We start from the raw sequence: 25694 nt of genomic DNA, 5'->3' as shown, positions 1-25694 counted from the left end.
GTTGCGTGACTCGGTGGTGTGTGGATGTACACCGACGGGTCACCGCAATCCTGCCGCACCATCCGACTGAAAGGGGCTCATGGCACGCATGAAACGCCCGCCCAGCGGGTAAGACGACTCATTCGCCTTGCAAGCCACCCGACGACGCCAGCCAGCCTAACCAAATCAATCGAAGGTGGACAGGGACAGGTAGGCGCAAACCCACAGGAAGTCGCGTCCGTCCTGGACAGCATGTCCAAACCGGAGCCTGATGTTCACTCTCAGCCCATGTGGGGGTGTCCGTGGTGGGTGGGAGGCACGAAGGTCTCCTTGATCGACCTCGCCGAGGTCCAGCGCAGCAGGTTCTGCGCGGCGCCCGCCTTGTCGTTGGTGCCGGAGGCCCGGCCGCCGCCGAAGGGCTGCTGGCCGACGACGGCCCCGGTGGGCTTGTCGTTGATGTAGAAGTTCCCCGCGGTGAAGCGCAGCTCCTCGACGGCCTGGGCGATGGCGTAACGATCCTGCGCGATCACCGAGCCGGTCAGCCCGTACGGGGCTCCGGCGTCGACCCGGCGGAGCACGTCGTCCCAGCGGGAGTCCTCGTAGACGTGCACGGCGAGGATCGGGCCGAAGTACTCGGTCCGGAAGATCTCGCCGCGGTGGTCGGAGGAGACCAGCACGGTCGGCCGGACGAACCAGCCGATCGCGTCGTCGTACTGCCCGCCGGCCGCCAGTTCGATCGTCGGATCGGCCTTCGCCCGCTCGATGGCGTCCCGGTTCTTCTCGAAGGCGCGGCGGTCGATCAGGGCGCCCATGAAGTTGGACAGGTCGGTCACGTCGCCCACCGCGAGCGCGTCCACCTCGGCCAGGAAGTCGTCCTTGATCCTCTGCCAGAGGCTGCGCGGCAGGTAGGCCCGGGAGAGCGCCGAGCACTTCTGGCCCTGGTACTCGAAGGCGCCGCGGATCAGCGCGGTCCTGAGGATCTCCGGGTCGGCCGAGCGGTGGGCCAGCAGGAAGTCCTTGCCGCCGGTCTCGCCGACGATCCTCGGGTACGCGCGGTAGCCGCCGATGTTGGCGCCGATGGTCTGCCACAGGGACCGGAAGGTGGCCGTGGAACCCGTGAAGTGCAGTCCGGCGAACGCCGGGTCGGCCAGCGCGACCGGGGAGACCTGGAGGCCGTCGCCGGTCACCATGTTGATCACCCCGGGCGGCAGCCCGGCCGCCTCCAGCAGCCGCATCAGGTGGTACGCGGCCAGGGTCTGGGTCGGCGCGGGCTTCCAGACCACGGTGTTGCCCAGCAGCGCGGGGGCGGTGGGCAGGTTGCCGGCGATCGCGGTGAAGTTGAACGGGGTGATCGCGTAGACGAAACCTTCCAGCGGGCGGTGGTCGGTGCGGTTCCACACGCCGGGCGAGGAGATCGGCTGGTCGGCCAGGATCTGCCGGGCGAAGTGGACGTTGAACCGCCAGAAGTCGATCAGCTCGCAGGCGGAGTCGATCTCGGCCTGCTGCGCGGTCTTGGACTGGCCGAGCATGGTGGCCGCGTTGAGCGTCTCCCGCCACGGGCCGGCCAGCAGGTCGGCGGCGCGCAGGAAGACCGCCGCGCGGTCGTCGAAGGAGAGCGAGCGCCACTGCCGCCCGGCGGCCAGCGCCGCGTCCACCGCCGCCCGGGCGTCCTCCCGGGTGGCGTTGCCGAGCACGCCCAGCTTGGCGGCGTGGTGGTGCGGCTGGACGACGTCGATCCGCTCGCCGCCGCCGAAGCGCTGCTCGCCGCCGATGGTCATCGGCAGCGGGACCTGCTCGGCGGACAGCTCGTCCAGCCGTCGCACCAGCCGGTCCCGCGCCGGACTGCCGGGCGCGTACGCCCGCACCGGCTCGTTGACCGGGACCGGTACCTCGGTGACTGCGTCGATGGGCATGGCGGCTCCGTCCTGGCGGCTGGTCGGGTGTGACACCAGCCTGACCAGCCGGGGCCCGATCCGCCCGCTCAGACACGCGGACGGCGGACGTGGCGCCCGCCACGTCCGCCGTCCCCGGGCACGCCCCGCGCGCTCAGCCGCTGATCCGGCCGGCCAGCTCCACGGCCTCGGCCAGGCTGTCCACCACCGGGACGCCGACCGGCTCCAGCTTCTCCCTGGTGTGCGAACCGCCGGTGTAGAGCACCGCGTGGGCGCCCGCGGCCAGCGCCGCCAGGGCGTCGTCCGCGGCGTCGCCGATCAGCACCGTACGGGCCGGGTCCACCCGCTCGCCGAGCGCGGCCAGGTGCCGGGTCAGGTGCTCCGCCTTCTGGCCGCCGGACGGGCCGCTGCGGCCGTCCACCCGCAGGAACCCGCCGCTCAGGCCGAAGGTGTCGACCAGCGGCACCAGCCTCTCGTGCTCGTACATCGACAGCAGCGACTGGCTGTTGCCCGCGTCCCGCCAGCCGTCCAGCAGCTCGCGCACGCCCTCGGTCAGCCCGCAGGCCCGGCTGAGCTCCCGGTAGCAGTCGTGGAACGCGTCGTCGAGCCGCAGCCACTCCTCCGTGGACGGCATCCGGCCGAGCAGGCGCTGGTAGAAGCGGGGGATCGGGATCTCGTACTGCTCGCGGTACTCCTGGAGGCTCATCGGCCCGATGCCGATGGTCGCGAACGCGGCGTTGCTCGCCCCGAGCACGGCCTCCATGTCGTGGAAGAGCGTGCCGTTCCAGTCCCAAACGATGTGAGTGTGCACGGAGTGAAACAGTAACCCGGACGGGCGACACGCCGGTAGGGCGGAACTCACGCGAGCAGGGCGGGGATCTCCTGGGTCGCGTACCAGAGCAGGTCGTGGTCCTCGGCGCCGTCCACGGTGAACTGGGCGTCCTGGTCGCCCGCGTCGGCCGCGGCCACCGCGGCCACCGCCGCGGCGACGTCCGTGACCACCTCGTCGTCGGCCACGTCGGCGTGCACCGCGGCCGCCTTGGCCAGCCGCACCGGGCCGGCCAGCACCACCCGGCCGAGCGAGGCCTGGTCCCGGTACTCGTCACCCGGGAAGGGCCGCACCGACGCGTCGGCCACGTCCAGCGCCACCACGACCCGGCGGCACGGGGCCTGCGGGTCGGCGGCCAGCAGCCGCAGCGAGGACTGCGCGGCCCGGTTCAGTGCCGCGTACTCCAGCTCCTCCAGGTCGTCGCTGACGTACCACTCGCGCAGCGCGGGCGTCACCGCGTACGCGGCGGTCTGCTCCAGGGCGCCGCCCTCGTGCGCCGCCGCCAGGCCGGTCAGGGTGGTGGGCACGTACACGCGCATCGGTGGCACTCTCCGGTTCGTCCAGCGGGGTTCGTCCAGCGGGCACAGATTCTCCAGCGCCCCAAGAATAAGCGCCGCCGGGACGCCCGTGATCACCTCCGGTCCGGGGCGGACGCTCACTGCCGGGTCTGCCTCTCGGATTTCGTCGCGGCCCCGGCCGGGGTCCAGGAGACAGGCCCTCAGGCCCGGAGCGCCTCCCGGCTGCTGCTCAGGGCGCTCTCCAGGACGGCCCCGCGGCGGGCCGGGTCCATCATGTTCGGGCCCATCACCGCGAGGTCCGCCAGGGTCGGCGCGAGCAGCCGCACCCGGACGCCCTCGGCCCGCAGCAGCGCGGCCTCGCGCAGCAGCTGGCGGGTGACGGCGTGGCGGTAGCGGCTCACCAGCTGGGCGAGCACACCGCGCGGGCGGTCCCGGGCGCGCCACTCGCGCAGGGCGGCCAGGGTGTCGCGGCCGGGCCCGAGCCGTCCCTCCCCGCCCGGCCCCCGGCCCTGGCTCCGCTCCTGCTCCTGCTCCTGCCGGGCGGCCCGCCCCGCCCCGCGGTCCAGCCGCAGGGCCATCGGGGCGAGCACGTACACCTCGTCCAGCCCCCGGCCGAGCATCAGGTCGGCGTTGGTGGCGGACCAGCAGCCGCCGTCCACGTACGCCGAGCCGTCCAGCCGCACCGGCGCGAACCAGCCGGGGATCGCGCAGGAGGCCATCACGGCGTCGGGCATCGGGACGGCCGGGGCGCCCGGATCGCCGAAGACCACCCGGCGACCGCGGCGGTAGTCCACGGCCACCGCCCGCAGTGGCGACCCCCCGTCGCCGGACTCCGGGGGCCCGTCCCCGCCGGGCGCGCCGTCGGGGCCGACCAGGCCGCGCACCAGCTCGCCGACCGACGCCAGCGAGCCGCGGCCGTGCGGCGCGACGGCCGAGACCATGGTCAGCAGCGGGTACTCGCGCGGGTGCCGGACGGCGTCGCACAGCAGGCCGGGCGAGCCGATCCCGGCCCGGGGGCGGGGCGGCAGCGCGCCGCCGACGGCGGTGTCGTAGTCGAAGGCCGCCCCGGCCAGCGGGCCCTCGGTGATCGGCAGGCCGTGCTGGTGGTCGCGCAGCTGCTCGGGCCGGACACCGCCGGCCAGCATCGCGGCGAGGACCGCGCCCGCCGAGGTGCCGAGCAGGACCTCGGCCCCGCCGGGCTGCCGCCCGGTGGCCTCCTCGACGGCGCACAGCGCGCCGACCGTCCAGGCCGCGCCGAGCATCCCGCCGCCGCCCAGCACCAGGCCGTACCGGGGAGCCCCCGCGGCGGGCGGGACGGTGCCCGCGGCCGCCGGGGCCGGCGTCACCCGTGTCGTCATACCGGCCGCCCCTCGTCGTGGGAGTCCGGCCGTCCGCTCCCGGTCAGGCTCCGATGGTGCGCGCCGGGCCGGTACGGCGCAATGCGGCGGCCGGGCGCCGCCACCCGGTCCGCCCAGCCGGAGCGTCCCCTTTAGGACCGTACGGGCCGTTCCCGCACGTCAACCGGGCGCCCGCGGACGCCCGGTCCGCCCCGTCGCCGCACTGGCCGCCTCACCCGGATAGGTGAATTCGAAAGCCCGCCCCACCGGCCCGGAAACCCGTTGCCGCGGCGCCCGGGACGCCCCCAGCCTGATCCCGTCCGTACCCGCACCACCCAGTCGAGGAGCCACCACCGTGACCGTCCGCTGCACCGCCCAGCCCAGCGCCCAGCCCACCTCCCACCCCGGCTCCGGCCTCGACGCCCGGCTCACCGCCCGCCCGCACCGCCGACCGCGCGGCGCCGCCGGCTGCGACCCGGCCGGCCGTCGGCCGCGCCACCCGCGCGCCGCCTGCACCGGCGCGCCCGGGCCCGACCCCGGCGCGCTGGCCGCCCGCTTCGCCCACCGGCTGGTCGAGGTGCTCACCGGCGCCCGGCCCTCCGGCCAGCTGATGCGGCACACCAGCCTGGCCGGCTACGGGCAGCTCGCCTCGCTGGTCCGGGCCGGCGCTCTGCGCCGCGGCGGCCCCGCCGACCGGCCCCGGCTCGGGCCGGTGCACGACCGCTCGCCCTCACCGGACGCGGTCGAGGCCTGCGTGCGGGTCGACCTCGGCCGGCGGCACCACATGGTGGCCTTCCGGCTGGAGCAGCGCGGCCCGGCCGGGCAGTGGCAGTGCACCGCCGTGGAGGCCCGGTGAGCACGCCGTCGCACCACCGTCGGTACGGAACGGCGCAGGGCGCCGTCCCGGTCCGGGAACGGCGCCCTGCGTGGCGTCCTGACGGGTGTCCGGCGGCCGGCTCAGCCCTTGCGGCGGCGGCCCTTGGCCGACTTGGCGGCCTTGCGGCGCTCGGCGCGGGTCAGCCCGTCACCCTCGTCCTCCGGCGCGAGGTCCTCGAAGTCGCCCTCGATGACACCGCCGCCGACCTCGTCCGAGGGGGCCGTGTAGTGCAGCCGCTGCGGCTTCGGGGCCTCCAGGCCCTTGGCCTTGATCTCCGGGCGGGCGGCGTCCTTCTCCAGCTTGTCGAGCACCACCTGGGCGTCCTCGACCGGGACCTCCTCGACCTGCTGCTCGACCTGGACCTCCAGGTTGAACAGGTAGCCGACGGACTCCTCCTTGATGCCCTCCATCATCGCGGTGAACATGTCGAAGCCCTCGCGCTGGTACTCGACCAGCGGGTCGCGCTGCGCCATGGCCCGCAGGCCGATGCCCTCCTGGAGGTAGTCCATCTCGTAGAGGTGCTCGCGCCAGCGGCGGTCCAGCACCGACAGCACGACCCGGCGCTCCAGCTCGCGCATGATCTCCTCGCCCAGCTGGTCCTCGCGGGCGCCGTACTGCGCCTGGATGTCCTCCTGGATGGACTTGATCAGGAGCTCGGGGGTCAGCCCGGCCCGGCCGCCGGCCTCGTCCTCCAGCTCCTCCAGGTCCAGGGTGACCGGGTAGAGCTGCTTGAGCGCCGTCCAGAGCTTGTCCAGGTCCCAGTCGTCCTCGTAGCCCTCGCCGGTGGCCGCGCGGACGTACGCCTCGACGGTGTCGTCCATGAAGTGGCCGACCTGCTCCTGGAGGTCCTCGCCCTCCAGCACCCGGCGGCGCTCGCCGTAGATAACCTCGCGCTGGCGGTTGAGCACCTCGTCGTACTTGAGGACGTTCTTGCGGATCTCGAAGTTCTGCTGCTCGACCTGGGTCTGCGCGGAGGCGATGGCGCGGGTGACCATCTTGGACTCGATCGGCACGTCCTCGGGCACGTTCGCCATCGAGAGCACGCGCTCGACCATGCCGGCCTTGAACAGGCGCATCAGGTCGTCGCCCAGCGACAGGTAGAAGCGGGACTCGCCCGGGTCGCCCTGACGGCCGGAACGGCCGCGCAGCTGGTTGTCGATCCGGCGGGACTCGTGCCGCTCGGTGCCGAGGACGTAGAGGCCGCCGGCCTCCTTGACCTCGTCCTGCTCGGCCTTCACCGAGGCCTTGGCCTTCTCCAGCGCGGCCGGGAAGGCGGCCTCGTACTCCTCCGGGGTGTCCGTCGGGGTCAGCCCGCGCTGTGCCAGCTCGGCGGCGGCCAGGTGGTCGGCGTTGCCGCCCAGCATGATGTCGGTGCCACGGCCGGCCATGTTGGTGGCGACGGTGACGGCGCCCTTGCGGCCGGCCTGCGCGACGATCTGCGCCTCGCGCTCGTGGTGCTTGGCGTTCAGCACCTCGTGCGGGATGCCGCGCTTGCGCAGCTCCTGCGACAGGTACTCGGACTTCTCGACCGACACGGTGCCGACCAGCACCGGCTGGCCCTTCTCGTGCTTCTCGGCGATGTCCTCGACCACGGCGGCGAACTTGGCCGGCTCCGACTTGTAGATCAGGTCGGGCTGGTCGATGCGCAGCGGCGTCTTGTTGGTCGGGATCGGCACCACGCCGAGCTTGTAGATCTGGTGGAACTCGGCGGCCTCGGTGGTACCGGTACCGGTCATGCCCGCGAGCTTGTCGTACAGGCGGAAGAAGTTCTGCAGGGTGATGGTGGCCAGGGTCTGGTTCTCGTTCTGGACCTCCACCCCCTCCTTGGCCTCGATCGCCTGGTGCATGCCCTCGTTGTAGCGGCGCCCGGCCAGGATGCGGCCGGTGTGCTCGTCGACGATCATGACCTCGCCGTTCATCACGACGTAGTCCTTGTCCCGCTTGTACAGCTCCTTCGCCTTGATGGCGTTGTTCAGGAAGCCGACCAGCGGGGTGTTCACCGACTCGTAGAGGTTGTCGATGCCCAGGTAGTCCTCGACCCGGGTGACGCCCTCTTCGAGGATGCCGACGGTGCGCTTCTTCTCGTCGACCTCGTAGTCGCGCTCGATCTTCAGGCGCATCACCAGCTTGGCGAAGTCGGCGTACCACTTGGTCGCCTGGTCCGCCGGGCCGGAGATGATCAGCGGGGTGCGGGCCTCGTCGATCAGGATCGAGTCGACCTCGTCGACGACCGCGAAGTTGTGGCCGCGCTGGACGAGTTCGTCCTGCGACCAGGCCATGTTGTCGCGCAGGTAGTCGAAGCCGAACTCGTTGTTGGTGCCGTACGTGATGTCCATCCCGTACTGGCGCTTGCGCTCGGCGGGCGTCATGCTGCCCAGGATCACGCCGACTTCGAGGCCCAGGAAGCGGTGCACCCGGCCCATCCACTCCGAGTCGCGCTCGGCGAGGTAGTCGTTGACGGTGATCAGGTGGACGCCCTTGCCGGTCAGCGCGTTCAGGTACGCGGGCAGGGTGCCGACGAGGGTCTTGCCCTCACCGGTGCGCATCTCGGCGACGTACCCGTAGTGCAGGGCGGCGCCGCCCATCAGCTGGACGTCGTAATGGCGCTGGCCGAGCACGCGCTTGGCGGCCTCACGGACGGTGGCGAACGCCTCGGGGAGGATGTCGTCCAGGCTCTCGCCGTCCGCGAGCCGCTGCCTGTACTCGTCGGTCAGGGCGCGCAGCTCGGCGTCGGTGAGGTTGACGAAGTCCTCTTCGATGGAGTTGACCTGGGCGGCAATCCGCTGCAGCTTGCGAAGGATCTTGCCCTCGCCGGCGCGCAGGATCTTGTCGAAGACGGACACGTGAGCGGGCTCCTTGCCTGTATTGGCACTGGACGACTGCACGGCGGGTCCACCCCACCGCACGGGCCATCGTATGCGAGGAGTCCAACCCCCCGGGAGGTGCGTCAGCACGGTATTCCCGTGTCACCCTCGCGAGCACATGGCCAGATAGCACCGTTCACCGGGACAAAACGGTCGATGGGCCGGAGAGTTGGCCGCCCGCGGAACCGGCCGGATATTCGGATGCCCGCTTTCCGGCACCGGAGAATAATCCGTTCATGGAAGAAACCAGTACCGGAGCGGTCACCCTCACCACCGAGCGGCTCATCCTGCGGGCCCCGCGGGAATCCGACATCGACGCGGTCTTCGCCGCCTGCCAGGATCCCGAGATCCAGCGCTGGACGGTCGTCCCGTCGCCGTACCGGCGCGAGGACGCGGAGTTCTTCGTGCGCGATCTCGCGATCGACGGCTGGCGCACCGGAGCGAACCGGATCTGGTGCGTGTTCGAGCGCGAGTCCGGCGCTCTGGTCGGCTCCCAGGGCCTCGTCCTGCGCCCCCAGGACCCGGGCTGCGCCGAGATCGGCTGGTGGGCCGTGAAGGAGTTCCGCGGCCGCGGCTACACCACCGAGGCCGCCCGCGCCGTCTCCCGCTTCGGCCTGCGGGAGCTCGGCCTGCGCCGCCTGGAGTGGATGGCCTACGTCGGCAACGAGGGCTCCCGCGCGGTCGCCGGGAAGGCCGGCTACCGCTTCGAGGGCACCCTGCGCTCGTACGCGGAGCAGCGCGGCGTCTTCCACGACTCCTGGATCGCCTCCCTGCTGCCCTCCGACCTGGGCTGAGCCCGCTGCCCGCGGCCCACGCCCCTCGGCCCGATCCGGGTCCGCGCTGTCAGTACCCCGGGCTACGCTCGCCGGCATGACCGCCGCAGCCCCCCGCCCCGCCCCCGTCGCCGTGCTCAGCGCGGACGACGCCCGCCGGATCGCCCTGCGCGCCCAGGGCCTGCTGGGCGCGCCCGACCGCCGCAGCGGGGTGCGCGGGGTGCTGCGGCACCTGGGCGCCGTCCAGCTGGACACCATCTCGGTGCTGGCCCGCTCGCACGAGCTGGTGCCGTACGCCCGGCTCGGCGCGGTCGGCCGCCCGGCCGTCGAGGCGGCGTACTGGGGCGGCGGCACGACCTTCGAGTACTGGTCGCACGCGGCCTGCATCCTGCCGGTCGAGGAGTGGCCGCTGTTCGCCTTCCGGCGCCGCCGCTACCGCGACCGCGGCCACCTCTGGGGCGGCCGGGTCGAGCCCGGGACGTACCGCGCCGTGCTCGACAAGCTGCGGGCCGAGGGGCCGTTGACCTCCACCGAGCTGGGCGGGGCCAAGAAGACGGCCGAGTGGTGGGACTGGTCCGACACCAAGATCGCGGTCGAGCGGGCGCTGGCCTTCGGCGAGGTGGTCTGCACCGAGCGCCGGAGCTGGAAGCGGGTCTACGCACTGGCCGAACAGGCCGTCCCGGACGCCCTGTTCGGCCAGGACCGGTCCGACGAGGAGTGCGTGCGCACCCTGGCCGCCCAGGCCGGCGCCGCCCTCGGCGTGGCCACCCGGGCCGATCTGCTGGACTACCACCGGCTGCGCGCCGAGCAGTTGGACCCGGTGCTCGCCGACTGCGGGCTCGTCCCGGTCGAGGTGGCCGGCTGGGGCCCGGACGGCGCCCCGGCCCCGGCCTGGGCCGACCCAACCGCCCTCGCCACCGCCCCGCGCGGGCGCCACCGCACCACGCTGCTCTCGCCGTTCGACTCGCTGGTCTGGGACCGCCCCCGCACCGAGCGGATCTTCGGCATGACACACCGGCTGGAGGCCTACACGCCCAAGCACAAGCGGGTGCACGGCTACTTCGCGATGCCGCTGCTGACCGGCGGCCGGCTGGTCGGCCGGGTCGACCCGGCCCGCGAGGGGCGCACCCTGGTCGCCCGGCAGGTCTCGCTGGACGGCCGGGGTAGCGGCGCCCGGCACCTCGAGGCACTCGCGACGGCCCTGCGCGAGGCGGCCTCCTGGGTCGGCTGCGACGAGGTGCGGGTCGGGGCGCTGCACGACGAACGGCTGCGCCCCGCCCTGGAGAAACTGCTGGCGGACCGCTAGGACCGCCGGGACTGCCGGGACCGCCGGGCAGCCCCCAAGTCCCGCCCGCTTCACCCTATTTCGAGGATCTTCTCCCGCATCGCGTACACCACGGCCTCCATCCGGGAGTGCAGCTGGAGCTTCTCCAGGATGTTGCGGACGTGGTTCTTCACGGTGTTCTCGCTGATGAACAGCTCCTTGGCGATCTCCCGGTTGTTCATGCCGGTGGCCACCAGCTTGAGCACCTCCAGCTCGCGATCGGTGAGCCGGGGCGCGGGCACCAGATCCCGGTCGTCGGAGCGGCGCTGGATCATCGACTTGAACTCGGTGAGCAGCTTGGAGGCCATCGAGGGGCTGATCTGCGACTGCCCGTCGGCGACCGCGCGGATCGCGGTGGCGACCTCGTCGGTGGAGATCTCCTTGAGCAGGTAACCGGTGGCCCCGGCCTTGATCGCCTCGTAGAGGTCGGCCTCCTCGTCGCTTATCGTCAACATGATGATCTTGGTGCTGGGCGCCACGTCCTTGATCGCCGTACAGGCCTCGATCCCGCTGCGGCGCGGCATCCGGACGTCCATGAGGATGATGTCGGGCAGCAGGTCGGCGGCCTTCAGCACGGCCTCCGCACCGTCCCCCGCCTCGCCGACGACCTTGATGTCCGGCTCCTCCGCGAGAACGATCTCCAGCCCCCGGCGGAACAGCGCGTGGTCGTCCACCACCAGCACGCGGATCGGCTCACCCCGGTGCGGCTCGTACGCGGGCTCGTCCTCCACCCCCGACGGCAGCCCTGGCCCGGCCCCGGGCCCCAGCCCGAAGTGATCCCCCATCCGCTCCTCCCCCTTCGCGGGTCGTAGTGCGCCAATCATTCCACGCTCCGACACCGCCACGGTCACCCTCCGATGCCGATTCCCCCGCATCGGGTGACCCCCGCGTCCGGGGACGCGGCCCCGTTCGCGACGCCCCTCCCCGGACGCCCGAACCACCCACCCCCAGAACGCCGGTGACCCCGGCGGCCATGGCCGCCGGGGTCACCCCTCCATCGCTTCCCGGATGGTCAGTCCTCCTCGTCGGACCCGCCGATCGCCCCGCCCGCCCCGCCGCCCGGCCCGGCCGCGAGGTCGGTCTGCAGGTGGATGACGCCGTAGTGGTAACCGTGCCGGCGGTAGACCACGCTCGGCAGGCCGCTGTCCTTCTCCACGAAGAGGTAGAAGTCGTGGCCGACCAGCTCCATCTCGTAGAGCGCCTGGTCCAGCGCCATGGGGGCGGCCGGGTGCGTCTTCTCCCGGACCACCAGCGGGCCTTCGCCCTCCACTTCCAGGGATCCCATCATGGTCTTGCGGACGGCGCCGTTCGTCTCGCCCTCCGGCGCCGTCGTGTCCGGCAGCGCGGCCAGGGCCGCGGTCGCCTCGGCGACGCTGATCGGGGTGCGGCCGTTCGCGCCGCCCTTGTGCACCCGACGCCGGTCCGCGGACTTGCGCAGCTGCGCGTCGAGCTTCGCCGAGGCCAGGTCGAGCGCCGCGTACGGGTCACCGGCGGCGGCTTCGGCCCGGATCACGGGGCCGCGGCTGCGGAGAGTGATCTCCACCCGATCGGAGCGGTCGGCCTGCCGCGGGTTGTGCTCCTTGGACACCTCGACGTCGAGGCTGATGGCCTTGGCGTCGAACTTCTGGACCTTCTCCAGCTTCTCGGCCACGTGCTCGCGGAACCTCTTGGGCACCTCGGTCTTGCGGCCCTTGACGACGATGTCCACGCAGAACTCCGATCCCTCGTGCTGACGCCGATCCGGGTGCTACCGGACCGGACTGAGACCCAGCTGGACCAGCCCATCCACTGCCGGCCCCCCGCCCCCCGCCGCCAGCGGCGGGAAACGACTGGCCCTCACCTCACTTCCTCCCCACCAGGGACGGTTGAAACCCCCTGGGCCTTATCGAACACCTCACACGGGTTTTTCGCCTCCTCAGCCGATAAGGAGGGTATGACCCGATAATGCGGTCGGGCGGTCAAGCTGGTGCACCCTGTCTACCCTCTGGCGGATGAAGTATGGGTAAATACCTGGACAACGCCCCCCATACGGCGCATTGTGTGCTGACTCTCCGTGTCTGCCGCCGCCAGGAGCAGCCGTGCCGCCGCCCCCCGCCCCCACCCGTCCGCCGTCCGCCCAAGGGCCGTTCGGTCACGCACTGGCCGGGCTGCTGGACGTCCTGCTGCCCGCGGACTGCGCCGGCTGCGGCAGCGAACGCACCCAGCTCTGCCCGGCCTGCCGGTTCGCGCTGGCCACCGCCCGGCCCGCCCCCACCCTGCTGCCCTGGGCGCACGCGGCCGCGCCGTACACCGACCCGGTCCGTCAGTTGCTGCTCGCCCACAAGGAGCGCGGCGCGCTACGGCTGGCCGGGCCGCTCGGCGAGGCCCTCGGCCGGGCGGTGCGCTCCGCCCTGGGCGCGCGGGCCGGGGCCGCTCCGCTGCTGCTTGTCCCGATGCCCTCGGCGCGCTCGGCCGTCCGCGCCCGCGGGCACGATCCGACACTGCGGCTGGCCGGGGCGGCCGCCCGCTCGCTGCGCCGGGCCGGCCTGGACGTCCGGGCCGCCCCGCTGCTGCGGCACGCCCGGCCGGTGGCCGACCAGACCGGGCTGAACGCGGCCGAGCGGCGCCGCAACCTGCACGGCGCGCTCACCGTGCTGCCGCGCGCCCGGACCGGACCGACGGGCCTGGCCGGCCGTCACCCGGTGCTGGTGGACGACCTGGTGACCACCGGCGCCAGCCTCGCCGAGGCCGCCCGGGCACTGGCCGACGCCGGGCTGCCGGCCCGGGCCGGCGCCACGGTCGCGGCCACCGTGCACCCGGCCGGCTGACCGCCACCGCCGCCGCGGCGCGCCCGGGCGAGCCGGCGGCCCCTCCCGGACGCGCCGTCAGCAGGGCGCGTCATCGGCAGGGCGCGTCATCGGCCCGCGCGCGCCGTCAGCCCGCGTAGAGGAAGGACCGGGGCTTGTCGATCAGCGAGGCTTCCCGCCACTGGTGGTTGACCAGGCGGAACGCCTTGAGCTCGCTCGGCTTGCCGTCCGTCTGCTTGACCTCGCCCATCGCGAGCACCGGCGGCGTCTGGGTCAGGCTGTCCGCCCGGGACTCCGAGGCCGCGACGCTCAGCATGGTCTCGGCGCTCTGCAGCTGGGCGTCCGTGCTCTGCGAGCCGTCGGTGCTGATGTAGTACAGCTGCTGGGTCCGGTCGGCCTCCTTGCCGAGCACCACCAGCTGGTCGGCCTCCGCCCAGGACACCGAGGCGACGTCGGTGAGCGTGAGAGCGGCCTGGCGCAGCCCGGTGATCTTCACGGTGGGCGCCTGCGGGGTGCCGCCGTGCACCACGAGTCCGAACCGCAGCGAGCGGCTGGTCACCCCCGGGGTCTTGACCACCAGGGCGACCCGGACACCGTCCGAGGCGATCTTCATCCCCTGCACGGTCTGCCCGGTCAGCAGCCCCTCGACCGGCACGGTGTACGACTTGGCGCCGCGCACCATCACCACCCGGGGCCCCTGCTTGTTGCGGTCCACCACCCAGAGGTCGCCGCGGCCGTCCCAGCTGGGCGAGGCGAAGCCGTCCTCCTTGTCGCCGCCCTTGGCCGGCGAGGTGAGCACCGGCTCGCCCATGGCCACCGTGCTGTCCGACAGCGGCAGCGAGTAGACCTGGTGGCCGTCCTCGCTGATCGCCGCCGCCTGGGTGCCGCTGCGGCTGACCGCGAAGGCGCCGAGCGGCGGCTTGGTGTTCGACTGAGGCTTGCCGAGGATCCCGCGGACCGGGTCTCCGGGGCGTCCCTCGTCGGTCGCCACCAGGGCGCCGTCGGCACGCTGGTAGTACTGCGTCGCGGACGACGGCCCGACCAGGGCACCGGGGCCGACGAGCGGCTCCTCGCCACGGCGGACGGTGCAGGAACCGCGCTGCCCCTTCAGCTCCAGCTTGTCGAGGCCCTTGCCCTGGTCGGCGAGGGTGTAGAAGAGCTGGTTCGCCATCCGCCGGCAGGCCGCCGTCTCGCCGAGGTCGGTCGAGCCGAGCTGCACATGGGCGGTCTTGCTGTCGTCGATGGTCACCCGCTCGACCCGGACACCGCTCGGGAACGCCGTCCGGACCGCCTGCGAGAGCCACGTCGAGGGCCCGTCGGCCACCGCCTGGGCCGCCGAGGTCAGCGGGTCCGTACGGCGCCGCAGGTAGATCGGGTCGGCGACCAGCACCTCCTGGCCGGCGTTCCCGGAGGCCACCGCCGACGGATCGGGCGTGGTGTAGAAGAACCGCTCGACCTGCCGGAAGCTGTTCCGGAAATTGGTCTCGTTCATGATCACGCCGGGCGGCAGCTTGTCGATCCGCCACTCGCCGTCCTTCCGGACGAAGGTGAAGGGCGACGAGACGTTGTTCTGCCCGGTGACCAGATCGAACGAGTGCTTCTCGTCGACGCCGGCGACCAACAGCCCGGTCACCGACACCGAGACCGTGTCCGCGTCGGTGACGTCGGGGAAGTCCGGGATGGTCGTGGACGAGAGCACCCGGAGCTCCGCCTCCGGCTTCCACTCCGCGGCGGCGCTCTCGGTGAGGTACTTGCGCGCGGTGTCGTACCCCTCGTCGGCGGTCACCGCGTCCAGGAACCCGGTCAGCAGCTCGCGCGGCTTGGCGCCCTTCCCGGGCGCCACCGGGTAGACCCGGGCCTGGAGGTTCTTGTCCGCCGAGCCCTGGGACAGCTCCACCTTGGTGATGCCGCCGGAATCCGGCATCGCCGCGCAGCCGCTCGCCACCAGGGCGCCGAGCAGCCCGCCGACCGCCGCGATGAGCCGCGGCTCAGTCCTGTTGCTCGTCCTTCGCACGCTGCGACCCCTCCGCGTCCGTCGTCCCGCCCGTCACGTCCGGCTCCGCCGTCCGCTGCGCCACCGACGGCCGCCCGGCCGTCGGGTCCACCATGACCTGGGCGCCGGTGGCCCCGTACCCGGCGGCCGTCCGCACGTCCGAGGGGTCCGAACGCGGCCCCTCGGGCAGCCGGCGCCGGCCCAGCCCGGGGCCGATGTTCAGCACCCCGCCGAGCCCGCTGCCGAGGCCGCTGCCGGCGCTCTCCGGCGTCTCCGCCTGCTCGTCGACGGCGGCCGACGCCGTGGCGCCGGACGGGCTGATCGCCCGCCGGTACGGCGTGCCCTGCGCGCCCAGCCCCCGGTTGTTGCGGGAGTCCTCCGGCTCCAGCCGGAACGGCGCCCGGGTGATCTCGCCGCCGCGGGTGCGCGGCAGGGTGAGCCGGAAGTGCGAGCCGCCACCGGGCTCGCCCCAGGCCTGGAGCCAGCCGCCGTGCAGGTGGGCGTCCTCGACGGCGATGGACAGGCCGAGGCCGGTGCCGCCGGTGGTCCGCACCCGGGACGGGTCGGCCCGCCAGAAGCGGTGGAACACCCGGGACGCCTCGCCCGGCTTGAGGCCGATGCCGTAGTCGCGCACGCCGACCGCGACCGCGCCGTCCGCCGAACCCAGCCGGACCACCACGTCGCGGCCCTCGCCGTGCTCCAGGGCGTTGACCACCAGGTTGCGCAGGATCCGCTCGATCCGGCGGGAGTCCACCTCGGCCAGCACCGGCTCGCCGTCGCCGCGGATCACCACGGCGCTGCCCTTGGCCTGCGCCAGCGGGTCGGCGGCCTCGACCACCCGGGCGACGATCTCGCGCAGGTCGACCGGCTCGGCGTCCAGGATCGCGGCGCCGGCGTCGAAGCGGCTGATCTCCAGCAGGTCGGCGAGCAGCGACTCGAAGCGGTCCAGCTGGCCCTGCAGCAGCTCCGCCGAGCGGGCCGCCATCGGGTCCAGGTCCTCGCGGCTGTCGTAGATGAGGTCCGCGGCCATCCGGACCGTGGTCAGCGGGGTGCGCAGCTCGTGCGAGACGTCCGAGACGAACCGCCGCTGCACCCGGGACAGTTCCTCCAGCTGGCGGATCTGCGCCTGGAGGGCGTTGGCCATCCGGTTGAAGGACTCCCCGAGGCGGGCGATGTCGTCCGTCCCGGTGACCTTCATCCGCTCTTCCAGGTGGCCGTCGGCGAGCCGCTCGGAGATCCCTGCGGCCATCCGGACCGGGGTGACCACCTGGCGCACCACGACCCAGGCGATGCCGCCCATCAGGATCACCACGAACACCCCGGCGGTGGCCAGGGTGCCGGTGACCAGGTTGAGGGTGTCGGTCTCCTGGCCGAAGGAGAACACGTAGAACATCTGGTACGGCGTCCCGGCCGGGCCGTCGAACTGCATGCCGAGGGCCAGCCCGGGCTCGGACTTGACGTCGCTCCCGGGCGATCGGTAGATCCGGGTCGGCTGGTCGAACATCTGGTTGGGCTCGGCGAGCAGCTTGGCCCGCAGGGAGTCCGGGATGCTGCTGGGCTGGATGTCGCCCGAGTAGCGCGGCGCGAAGCCCGCGGTATCGGGGACGACGGCGCCGGTGCCGGGGGCCATCGCGATCACCGAGTAGACCGTCTGCCCGCTCCCGGCCAGGTCGTTGACCTGCCGCAGCAGCCAGGTGCCGACCTCGCCGACCGTCGGGTCCGCGGTGCCCCGCAGCTTCTGGTCGTTGGCCTCGTCGATCTTCTTCTGCTCGACCTGGAAGCCGATCCGGGCCTGCGCGCGGGCGGCGTCCGTCTTGGTGCCGAGCAGTCCGTTGCGCACCTGCGCCACCACGACCACGCCGAGCACCACGACGACCGCGATGGACGCCAGCAGGGACACCGCGACCACGCGCAGCTGGATCGACCGGCGGTACAGCGCGGCCACCCGGTGCGTGGGGCGGCGCAGCTGACGCTTCACCAGTGCGGCCACCGCGGAAGGACCGCCTCGGCGGCGGGTGGTCGAACTCAGCACGTCACCGCGCACGGCCCCGGCCCCGTCGGTCGCGGAACCCGACGGGGTGTCGTCTGCCCGGTCCGTCACGTCAGCTGGGTCCGGCCTTGTAGCCGACGCCGCGGACGGTCACCACGATCTCGGGGCGCTCCGGGTCCTTCTCGATCTTGGACCGCAGTCGCTGCACGTGGACGTTGACCAGGCGGGTGTCCGCCGCGTGGCGGTAGCCCCAGACCTGCTCCAGCAGCACCTCGCGGGTGAACACCTGCCAGGGCTTGCGGGCCAGCGCGACCAGCAGGTCGAACTCCAGCGGGGTCAGCGGGATGCCCCGGCCGTCCCGCTTCACCGAGTGGCCGGCCACGTCGATCACCAGGTCGCCGATGGTCAGCTGCTCGGGCGTGGGCTCCTCGGCGCGGCGCAGCCGGGCGCGAACCCGGGCCACCAGCTCCTTGGGCTTGAACGGCTTGGTGACGTAGTCGTCGGCGCCCGACTCCAGACCCACCACGACGTCGACCGTGTCGGTCTTCGCGGTCAGCATCACGATCGGGATGCCGGACTCCGCCCGGATCTGTCGGCACACGTCGATGCCGTCCCGGCCGGGCAGCATCAGGTCGAGCAGGACGAGGTCGGGCTTGGTCTCCCTGAACGCTGCCAGCGCCCTGTCCCCATCCGCGACGAAAAACGGCTCAAAACCCTCACCACGCAGCACGATACCGAGCATCTCGGCCAGTGCGGAGTCGTCATCAACGACGAGGACGCGTCCCTTCATGCGTCCATCTTCTCATTACCGGATTGTGACCTGCCGCACAGCAGTACCAATGCTCCAGAACGGCCAACTCCCCCACCGGTGCATTCCGGCCATACCGGGCGAATGTGCCCGCCGGGACCGCCCGTGGCCCCTCGCCGGGACCGCCACGGCCCCCCACCCGGCACGGCCCGGAGGACCGTTGCCGATCAGCAACCGGATCGCCATGGGGCCGGATTCCGGCCCCATGGCACGATGGGCGCTGCGCGCGGGCGGAAGATCCGTTCGCAGTCGCGCCCGTGACGCCCTCCGAGGAGCAGTGATGACCGACACCCCGGGCTGGGCCTCGCCCAGCTCGTCCGAGCCGCCCCGCGACGACGCCCGGCCCCCGGCCGACGCGCCCGCCGCCGTGCCCGGGCCGTCGGCACCACCGCAGGCCACCCCCGGCTGGACCGGCCCGGCCGGCACCCCAGGACCGCAGTGGGGGCAGCAGTGGGGGCAGCAGCCTCCCGGCGGCCACCGCCCGTACGGCTGGGGCGCCCCGGCCAGCCCCAAGCCCGGCGTCATCCCGCTGCGCCCGCTGAGCTTCGGCGAGCTGCTGGACGGTGCCGTCACCACCGTGCGCCGGCACTGGCGCACCGCGCTCGCGCTCTCGCTCGGCCTCGCCGTGGTCGCCCAGGCCGGCAACGTCCTGGTCAACCTGCTGGTCAAGGGCAAGACCGGCGAGGCCACCCAGAGCCTGCGACTGCTGGCCGGCCTGCCGCTGGAACTGCTGCTCAACGTGATCGCCACCGCGCTGCTCACCATCGTGGTCAGCCGCGCCGTCCTCGGCCGGTCGGTGACCGCCGGGGAGGCCTGGAGCGACGCCCGTCCCCGGATCCTGCAGCTGCTCGGGCTGACCGTGCTGACCGCGCTGATCGGCCCCGGCGTGGCGCTGCTCGGCTTCACCCCGCTGCTCGGCTACCTCGCCGCCGGCCAGGACACCCCCGCGATCGTCGGCCTGCTCACCCTGGTCGGCCTGCTGACCGTGCCGGTCGCCGTCTGGCTCTACATGCGCTTCAGCCTCGCCGCCCCCGCCCTGATGCTGGAGAAGCAGGGCGTGCTGACGGCGCTGTCGCGCTCGTGGCGCCTGGTCCGCGGCGCCTGGTGGCGGGTCCTCGGCATCAACCTGCTGGGCCACGTGCTGGCGCTCGTCGTCGCGATGGTCGTCGTGGTCCCGTTCCAGTTCCTCGGCCTGGCGCTGGGCTTCGAGAGCCTCAACGACCAGGGCCTGCCCGACAGCGCCGACCGCAGCATCGCCATGGTGCTGCTGCTCGCGGTCGCCGGGATCATCGCCGGCACCTTCACCACCCCGTTCATCGCCGCCGTCGGCGTGCTGGTCTACATCGACCAGCGGATCCGCCGCGAGGCCCTGGACATCGAGCTCGCCCGCGCGGCCGGCCTGCCCGAGCACGACGGCACCGGCCGGGGCGGACCGGGCGACCCGAGCCTGGCGAGGCGCTGAGCCGGATGCCTGACTGGGGGGAAGGGCTCCTCGCCGCGGGCGGCGCACCGGTCACCGTGCCACGGGACCCGGCGCGCGAGGCCGCCCGCGACGAGCTGCTCGACGCGGAGTACCACAAGCACGACCCGTCCGTACTGAAGCGGATCACGGACTGGTTCTACGACCACATCGCCAGGGCGCTCGACAGCATCTCCGGCGGCGGCGCCACCGGCACCACCGGACTGGTCCTCTTCCTGATCGTCGCGGTGCTGATCGGCGCCGCGCTCTGGTGGCGCCTCGGCGCGCCCCGCCGCGCCGCCCGCACCGTCCAGGACGTGTACGGCACCGACGGCCCGCGCAGCGCCGACCAGTACCGGGCCGACGCCGCCGCACACGCCGCCGCCGGACGCTGGACCGAGGCCGTCCGCGAGCAGATGCGCGCCCTGGTGCGCGCCCTGGAGGAGCGCACCCTGCTCGACACCCGCCCCGGCCGCACCGCCGACGAGGCCGCCGCCGAGGCCGGCCGGGCACTGCCCGAGCACGCCGCCGCGCTGGCCGCGGCCGCCCGGACCTTCGACGACATCGCGTACGGCGAGCGCACCGCCGACCAGGCCGCGTACCGGCTGCTGCACGAACTCGACCGGACGCTGGAGCGCACCCGCCCGGTCCTCACCCCCGACGCCGCCGGCGCCCCCGGCTCCGCGTCGACCCCGGCCCCGGCCCCGGCCCCGGTCTCGACCCCGGGAGGAGCGGCATGACCGGCACCGTCCCCGCCGCACCACCCGCCCCCGGAACCGCCGCCCCCGGAGCGCCCGCCGACGCCCCGACCAGCCTCGCCCCCACCGCGCGCGGCCTGTGGCGCCGCTCCCGCTGGTACCTGGCCGTCCTCGCCGCCCTGCTGATCGGCGCCGCCGCCGTGTCCAGCCTCGGCGAGGACCGCCGCTACCCGCCGCTGGACCCGCGCTCGTACGACCGCGACGGCGCCCACGCCGCCGTCGCCCTGCTCGAACGCCAGGGCCTCACGACCGAACTCACCGCCGACCCGACCACCGCCCCGGCCGGCCAGGACACCCTGGTCCTGCCCGAGCCCGACCTGCTCAGCCCCGCCCAGCTGCGCGCCGTCGCCGCCGCCCGGCACCGGCGGCTGGTGCTGGTCGCCCCCGGCCCGGCCGCGCTCACCACGCTCGCCCCCGGCATCCGGCTGTCCGACGACGCGGGCGGACCGCCGTACGCCGCCGTCCGCTCCACCCCCGCGGAGTGCTCGCTCACCGAGGCCGTCCGGGCCGGCAGCGCCCAGCAGGGCGGCATGCTCTACACCAGCGGCAGCCGCGGCGAGGGCTGCTACCCGCGCGGCCACGGCTACCCGCTGGTCAGCCTCCCGGCCGCCGACGGCGACCGCGACGTCATCGTGCTCGGCAGCGGCAGCTTCCTGCACAACAGCGAACTGGCCAAGGACGGCGACGCCTCCCTCGCACTCGGCCTGCTCGGCTCCCAGCCCCGCCTCACCTGGCACCTGCCCGACTACTCCGCCCCCGTCCCCGACGGCGCCCGCACCAGGACCTTCGAGGACTACCTGCCGAGCGGCTGGGGCTGGGCCACCCGCCAGCTCGCCGTCGCCGCCGTGCTCGCCGCCCTCTGGCGCGGCCGCCGGCTCGGCCCGGTGGTCAGCGAGAACCTGCCCGTGGTGGTCCGCGCCGCCGAGACCACCGAGGGCCGCGCCCGCCTGTACCGCCGGGCCAAGGCCCGCGGCCGCGCCGCCGAGGCCCTGCGCTGCGCCACCGCCCACCGCCTCGCCCCCGCCCTGGGCGTCCCGCTCCGGGCCGGCGCCCCCGACCCCGACGCGCTCTGCGTCGCCGTGGCCGACCGGCTGCCCGACCGGCCCGCCGGGGACGTCCGGGCCCTGCTGTACGGCCCGCCCCCGACCGACGACGCCGCGCTGCTGCGGCTCGCCGACGACCTCGACGCCCTCGAAAGGCAGGTACGGAACCCGTGACCGACCAGGCAACCGCCCAGCTGCGCTCCGTCCCCGGCACGGCACCCGCCACCCCCGCCACCGACCCGCGCGCCGCGCTGACCGCCCTGCGCGCCGAGATCGGCAAGGCCGTGGTCGGCCAGGACGCCGCCGTCACCGGCCTGGTCGTCGCCCTGCTCTGCGGCGGCCACGTGCTGCTGGAAGGCGTCCCCGGCGTCGCCAAGACGCTGCTGGTGCGCACCCTGTCCACCGCGCTCAGCCTGGAGACCAAGCGCATCCAGTTCACCCCCGACCTGATGCCCGGCGACGTCACCGGCTCGCTCGTCTACGACGCCCGCACCGCCGAGTTCTCCTTCCAGCCCGGCCCGGTCTTCACCAACCTGCTGCTCGCGGACGAGATCAACCGCACCCCGCCGAAGACCCAGGCCGCCCTGCTGGAGGCCATGGAGGAACGCCAGGTCACCGTGGACGGCGTACCGCGCGCGCTGCCCGTCCCGTTCCTGGTCGCCGCGACCCAGAACCCGGTCGAGTACGAGGGCACCTACCCGCTGCCCGAGGCCCAGCTGGACCGCTTCCTGCTCAAGCTGATCCTGCCGCTGCCCGACCGCGACCAGGAGTTCCAGGTGCTCTCCCGGCACGCCGCCGGCTTCGACCCGCGCGACCTCGGCGCGGCCGGCGTCCGCCCGGTCGCCGGGCCCGAGCACCTCACCGCGGCCCGCGAGCAGATCGCCCGGCTGACCGTCTCCCCCGAGATCCTCGCCTACATCGTCGACCTCTGCCGGGCCACCCGGCAGTCCCCGTCGCTGTCCATCGGCGTCTCCCCGCGCGGCGCCACCGCCCTGCTCGCCGCCTCCCGCGCCTGGGCCTGGCTGGCCGGCCGCGACTACGTCACCCCGGACGACGTCAAGGCCCTCGCCCTGCCCACCCTGCGGCACCGGGTCGCGCTGCGCGCCGAGGCCGAGATGGAGGGCGTCACCGCCGACTCCGTCATCCAGGCCGTCCTCGCCCAGACGCCTGCGCCGCGCTGACCCGGGCACACCCCACCGCACCGCACCACCGCCCCCGTTCCGGCCCTCCGGCCGACGGACTTTCGACTCACCGGTCCCAGACCCACGGGCTTCCGAAGGAGCGCACCGCATGGCCCTCACCGGGCGAACCGCCCTGCTCGCCGCACTCGGCGCGCTCGTCGTGGGCCTGCTGCTGCCGTCCTGGACCGGGATCGGCCTGGTCACCGGGGCGGTGCTGATCGCCGTCGCGGTCGACCTGGTGCTCGCCGCCCCCGTCCGCGGCCTGCGGTTCGGGCGGGACGGCGACACCACCGTCCGGCTCGGCGAACCCGCCACCGTCGAACTGACCGTCACCAACCCCTCCGGCCGGCTGCTCCGGGGCCTGGTGCGCGACGCCTGGGCCCCGTCGGCCTGGCGCCCCGGCACCGCCGAGACCGCCTCCCGGCACACCCTGGCCCTCCCCGGCGGCGAACGGCGCCGGATCGCCACCGTGCTCACCCCCACCCGCCGCGGCGACCACCACGCCCACCGGGTGACGGTCCGCTCGCTCGGCCCGCTCGGCCTGGCCGGCCGCCAGGGCTCGCACCTCGTCCCCTGGACGGTCCGCGCCCTGCCCCCGTTCGCCAGCCGCAAGCACCTGCCCTCCCGGCTCGCCCGGCTGCGCGAACTCGACGGCCGCACCTCGGTGCTGACCCGCGGCCAGGGCACCGAGTTCGACTCCCTGCGCGAGTACCTGCCCGGCGACGACGTCCGCTCCATCGACTGGCGGGCCAGCGCCCGCCGCAACACCGTCGCCGTCCGCACCTGGCGCCCCGAACGCGACCGGCACATCCTCGTCGTCCTCGACACCGGCCGCACCTCCGCCGGCCGGGTCGGCGACGCCCCCCGCCTGGACGCCGCCCTCGACGCCGCCCTGCTGCTCACCGCCCTCGCCACCCGGGCCGGCGACCGGGTCGACCTGCTCGCCCACGACTCCCGCAAGCGCGTCGCGGTGGCCGGCAGCTCGGCCCACGAGGTGCTGCCCGCCTTCACCAACGCGATGGCCGGCCTGGAACCCGCACTCCACGAGACCGACATGCGCTCGCTGGTCGCCACCGCACTCAAGATGGCGCCGCACCGCTCGCTCATCGTGCTGCTCACCGGCCTCGACGCGGCCCCCGTCGAGGACGGCCTGCGCCCGCTGCTGCCGATGCTCACCAAGCGCCACGAGGTCGTTCTCGCCTCCGTCGCCGACCCCCAGCTGGACGTCCTCGCCGCCGGGCGGGGCACCCTGGAGGCGGTCTACGGCGCAGCGGCCGCCGAGCAGACCCGCGCCGACCGCCGGGCCACCGCCGAGCGCCTCACCCGCCACGGCGTCACCGTGCTCGACGCCCCGCCGGCCCGGATCGCCCCGGCCCTGGCCGACACCTACCTCGCGCTGAAGGCCGCCGGCCGGCTCTGACCGCCGCGACACCCGTCAGCCCGTCCGGCGCCCCTTCAGATCCGTGTTGAGCCGGGCGGCCTGACGGGTCAGATGGTCACGCTCGGCGAGGGTGGGCGCCTTGTGCGCCGCCTCCGCGTACAACCGGGCCGCCGCTGCCAGGTCCCCGTCGCGCTCGTGGAGGTACGCCGCCACCGCCGCGTACCTCGGCAGCGTCTCGTCCAGCTCCCCGAGCTCCCTCAGCCCGGCGCGCGGCCCGTCCGCCTCGCCGACCGCCACCACACGGTTGAGCCGAACCACCGGACTCCCGGTCAACCGGACGAGCTCGTCGTACCACTCGACGATCTGCACCCAGTCCGTCTCCTCGGCGGTCGGCGCGTCGGCGTGCAGCGCCGCGATGGCCGCCTGGGCCTGGAACTCGCCCAGCCGGTCCCGGGCCAGCGCCGCCTGGAGGATCCCGATGCCCTCGGCGATCAGCCCGGTGTCCCACCGGCCGCGGTCCTGCGCGGCCAGCGGCACCAGCGCACCGTCGGGCGCCGTCCGGCCCGCCCGCCGGGCATGGTGCAGCAGCATCAGTGCCAGCAGTCCGGCCACCTCGGGGTGGTCGATCACCGCCGCGAGCTGCCGGGTGAGCCGGATGGCCTCGGCCGCCAGGTCGACGTCCCCGGAGTAGCCCTCGTTGAAGACCAGGTAGAGGACCCGGAGCACGGTGGCGACGTCCCCCGGCTGATCGAACCGGACGCCGGAGACGGTGCGCTTCGCGCGGCTGATCCGCTGCGCCATGGTCGCCTCGGGCACCAGGTAGGCCCGGGCGATCTGGCGGGTGGTCAGCCCTCCCACCGCCCGCAGGGTCAGCGCCACCGCCGAGGAGGGCGTCAACGACGGGTGGGCGCACAGGAAGTAGAGCTGCAGCGTGTCGTCCACGGCGGCCGTGGGCCCGGGCTCCGGCTCCCGGTCCACCAGGTCCTCCCGGCGTCGGCGGGCGGCATCCGATCGGGTCGCGTCCAGGAACTTGCGCCAGGCCACGGTGACCAGCCAACCCTTGGGATCGCGCGGCTGCTCGGCCGGCCAGAGCCGGACCGCCTCGACCAGCGCCTCCTGCACGGCGTCCTCGGCCGCCGCGAAGTCTGCTCCGCGGCGGCCAAGGAGGCCGATGACGCTCGGGGTGAGGCTCCTCAGCAGGGCCTCGTCCATCGGAGCGGTCACTCCGTGATGGTCGGCGGCATGGCCAGGAACGGCCGCAGTTCCAGCCACTCGTGGATCGGCTTGCCGCCGGCTCCCGGAGCGGCCGACAGCTCCCCGGCCAGCTCGACGGCGCGCTCGTAGCTGTCCACGTCGATCACCATCCAGCCGGCGATGAGGTCCTTGGTCTCGGCGAACGGACCGTCGGTGACCGGCGGCCGCCCCTCACCGTCGTACCGGACCCACGTCCCCTCGGGCGCGAGCGCCTGACCGTCGACGAACTCGCCGGTCTTCTCCAGCCGGTCCGCGAAGTCCTGCATGTACGTGATGTGCGCCGTGACCTCCTCCGGCGTCCACTGGTCCATCGGCACGCAGTTCACCGCGTCCGGGGCACCCCGGTAGTGCTTCAGCAGCAGGTACTTGGCCATCGTCTTCTCCTCGGTCCTCGGAGCCGGTGCGCCCCATTGTGGGCCGCTCGCACCCCGGGGACGGTGCTGGGCACGGATTCTCGACATGGCCGGCCAAGATCTTTTCAGCCGTCTGCGCGGGCCGGTTCGGCCCGGTCCGGAAATGCGAAAAGCCCCTGATCCGAATGGATCAGGGGCTTTTCAGAAGAATTGTTCGGCGGCGTCCTACTCTCCCACAGGGTCCCCCCTGCAGTACCATCGGCGCTGTGAGGCTTAGCTTCCGGGTTCGGAATGT

General features: G+C 73.8%; 21 protein-coding genes and 1 rRNA gene. 9 read left to right on the top strand and 13 right to left on the bottom strand.

Annotated elements, in window-relative coordinates; translation table 11 throughout:
* Window positions 1–260 precede the first annotated feature (260 nt).
* From pruA to ACIQ87_RS17215, 4 genes are all read right to left on the bottom strand, one after another.
* Complete coding sequence (pruA, locus tag ACIQ87_RS17230; RefSeq protein WP_402407338.1) at window positions 261–1886, bottom strand: L-glutamate gamma-semialdehyde dehydrogenase; 1626 nt, start codon at window positions 1884–1886, stop codon at window positions 261–263.
* 139 nt (window positions 1887–2025) lie between these two features.
* Window positions 2026–2682, bottom strand: a complete 657-nt coding sequence (locus tag ACIQ87_RS17225) for an HAD family hydrolase (protein ID WP_402407004.1) — start codon at window positions 2680–2682, stop codon at window positions 2026–2028.
* 47 nt (window positions 2683–2729) lie between these two features.
* Window positions 2730–3239, bottom strand: a complete 510-nt coding sequence (locus ACIQ87_RS17220; protein WP_402407001.1) for a DUF6912 family protein — start codon at window positions 3237–3239, stop codon at window positions 2730–2732.
* A 179-nt stretch (window positions 3240–3418) separates the two neighbouring features.
* Window positions 3419–4576, bottom strand: a complete 1158-nt coding sequence (locus tag ACIQ87_RS17215; protein ID WP_402406998.1) for a patatin-like phospholipase family protein — start codon at window positions 4574–4576, stop codon at window positions 3419–3421.
* Window positions 4577–4910: 334 nt separating this feature from the next.
* On the opposite strand from ACIQ87_RS17215, the gene ACIQ87_RS17210 reads away from it, so the two are divergent.
* Window positions 4911–5411 carry an Rv3235 family protein gene (locus ACIQ87_RS17210; protein WP_402406996.1) on the top strand — a complete coding sequence of 167 codons (501 nt, stop codon included), beginning with the start codon at window positions 4911–4913 and terminating at the stop codon, window positions 5409–5411.
* 101 nt (window positions 5412–5512) lie between these two features.
* Here ACIQ87_RS17210 and secA read toward each other — a convergent pair whose 3' ends face one another.
* The gene (gene secA / locus ACIQ87_RS17205; RefSeq protein WP_402406994.1) at window positions 5513–8275 is read right to left on the bottom strand and encodes a preprotein translocase subunit SecA; all 2763 of its coding nucleotides are present in this window, start codon (window positions 8273–8275) and stop codon (window positions 5513–5515) included.
* Between the two features lie 257 nt (window positions 8276–8532).
* Between secA and ACIQ87_RS17200 the strand changes: the two genes are divergently transcribed.
* Complete coding sequence (locus ACIQ87_RS17200; RefSeq protein WP_402406991.1) at window positions 8533–9090, top strand: GNAT family N-acetyltransferase; 558 nt, start codon at window positions 8533–8535, stop codon at window positions 9088–9090.
* Between the two features lie 76 nt (window positions 9091–9166).
* Window positions 9167–10375: a winged helix-turn-helix domain-containing protein gene (locus tag ACIQ87_RS17195; protein ID WP_402406988.1), complete on the top strand. Its 1209-nt coding sequence runs from the start codon at window positions 9167–9169 to the stop codon at window positions 10373–10375.
* Window positions 10376–10425: 50 nt separating this feature from the next.
* Here ACIQ87_RS17195 and ACIQ87_RS17190 read toward each other — a convergent pair whose 3' ends face one another.
* Together ACIQ87_RS17190 and hpf are read right to left on the bottom strand one after the other, a co-directional pair.
* Complete coding sequence (locus ACIQ87_RS17190) at window positions 10426–11178, bottom strand: response regulator (RefSeq protein WP_402406986.1); 753 nt, start codon at window positions 11176–11178, stop codon at window positions 10426–10428.
* 227 nt (window positions 11179–11405) lie between these two features.
* Window positions 11406–12101 (bottom strand): ribosome hibernation-promoting factor, HPF/YfiA family, encoded by a 696-nt coding sequence (hpf, locus tag ACIQ87_RS17185; protein WP_402406984.1) that lies wholly within the window; start codon window positions 12099–12101, stop codon window positions 11406–11408.
* 370 nt (window positions 12102–12471) lie between these two features.
* Between hpf and ACIQ87_RS17180 the strand changes: the two genes are divergently transcribed.
* Window positions 12472–13200 carry a ComF family protein gene (locus ACIQ87_RS17180; RefSeq protein WP_402406981.1) on the top strand — a complete coding sequence of 243 codons (729 nt, stop codon included), beginning with the start codon at window positions 12472–12474 and terminating at the stop codon, window positions 13198–13200.
* Window positions 13201–13306: 106 nt separating this feature from the next.
* Here the strand turns inward: ACIQ87_RS17180 and ACIQ87_RS17175 are convergent, their stop codons facing one another.
* From ACIQ87_RS17175 to mtrA, 3 genes are read right to left on the bottom strand one after another with little or no spacing between them, the layout of a single operon-like run.
* Window positions 13307–15193: an LpqB family beta-propeller domain-containing protein gene (locus ACIQ87_RS17175; protein WP_402406978.1), complete on the bottom strand. Its 1887-nt coding sequence runs from the start codon at window positions 15191–15193 to the stop codon at window positions 13307–13309.
* Complete coding sequence (gene mtrB / locus ACIQ87_RS17170; protein ID WP_402406977.1) at window positions 15168–17273, bottom strand: MtrAB system histidine kinase MtrB; 2106 nt, start codon at window positions 17271–17273, stop codon at window positions 15168–15170. The genes ACIQ87_RS17175 and mtrB overlap by 26 nt, the downstream gene beginning before the upstream one ends.
* A 1-nt stretch (window position 17274) precedes the next feature.
* Window positions 17275–17952, bottom strand: a complete 678-nt coding sequence (gene mtrA, locus ACIQ87_RS17165; protein ID WP_030247322.1) for an MtrAB system response regulator MtrA — start codon at window positions 17950–17952, stop codon at window positions 17275–17277.
* A gap of 298 nt (window positions 17953–18250) precedes the next feature.
* On the opposite strand from mtrA, the gene ACIQ87_RS17160 reads away from it, so the two are divergent.
* From ACIQ87_RS17160 to ACIQ87_RS17140, 5 genes are all read left to right on the top strand, one after another.
* Entirely contained in the window at window positions 18251–19432 is a 1182-nt protein-coding gene (locus tag ACIQ87_RS17160) for a glycerophosphoryl diester phosphodiesterase membrane domain-containing protein (RefSeq protein WP_402406974.1), read from the top strand.
* Window positions 19433–19437: 5 nt separating this feature from the next.
* A complete protein-coding gene (locus tag ACIQ87_RS17155; RefSeq protein WP_402406971.1) occupies window positions 19438–20169 on the top strand; it encodes a DUF4129 domain-containing protein in 732 nt (243 codons plus the stop codon).
* Window positions 20166–21404: a DUF4350 domain-containing protein gene (locus ACIQ87_RS17150; RefSeq protein ID WP_402406969.1), complete on the top strand. Its 1239-nt coding sequence runs from the start codon at window positions 20166–20168 to the stop codon at window positions 21402–21404. The genes ACIQ87_RS17155 and ACIQ87_RS17150 overlap by 4 nt, the downstream gene beginning before the upstream one ends.
* Window positions 21401–22411 (top strand): AAA family ATPase, encoded by a 1011-nt coding sequence (locus tag ACIQ87_RS17145; protein WP_402406967.1) that lies wholly within the window; start codon window positions 21401–21403, stop codon window positions 22409–22411. The genes ACIQ87_RS17150 and ACIQ87_RS17145 overlap by 4 nt, the downstream gene beginning before the upstream one ends.
* 109 nt (window positions 22412–22520) lie before the next feature.
* Window positions 22521–23831 carry a DUF58 domain-containing protein gene (locus ACIQ87_RS17140; protein ID WP_402406964.1) on the top strand — a complete coding sequence of 437 codons (1311 nt, stop codon included), beginning with the start codon at window positions 22521–22523 and terminating at the stop codon, window positions 23829–23831.
* Window positions 23832–23846: 15 nt separating this feature from the next.
* Here the strand turns inward: ACIQ87_RS17140 and ACIQ87_RS17135 are convergent, their stop codons facing one another.
* From ACIQ87_RS17135 to rrf, 3 genes are all read right to left on the bottom strand, one after another.
* A complete protein-coding gene (locus ACIQ87_RS17135; RefSeq protein ID WP_402407335.1) occupies window positions 23847–25004 on the bottom strand; it encodes an RNA polymerase sigma factor in 1158 nt (385 codons plus the stop codon).
* A gap of 8 nt (window positions 25005–25012) precedes the next feature.
* Window positions 25013–25420 carry a YciI family protein gene (locus ACIQ87_RS17130; RefSeq protein ID WP_359908576.1) on the bottom strand — a complete coding sequence of 136 codons (408 nt, stop codon included), beginning with the start codon at window positions 25418–25420 and terminating at the stop codon, window positions 25013–25015.
* A 191-nt stretch (window positions 25421–25611) separates the two neighbouring features.
* Window positions 25612–25694 (bottom strand): 5S ribosomal RNA (rrf, locus tag ACIQ87_RS17125); the annotation flags it as partial.

It is taken from the genome of Kitasatospora sp. NPDC096204, from assembly GCF_044763205.1.
In the GTDB taxonomy this organism is placed as follows: Bacteria; Actinomycetota; Actinomycetes; order Streptomycetales; family Streptomycetaceae; genus Kitasatospora.
This window is presented reverse-complemented; position numbering and strand designations above follow the sequence as displayed.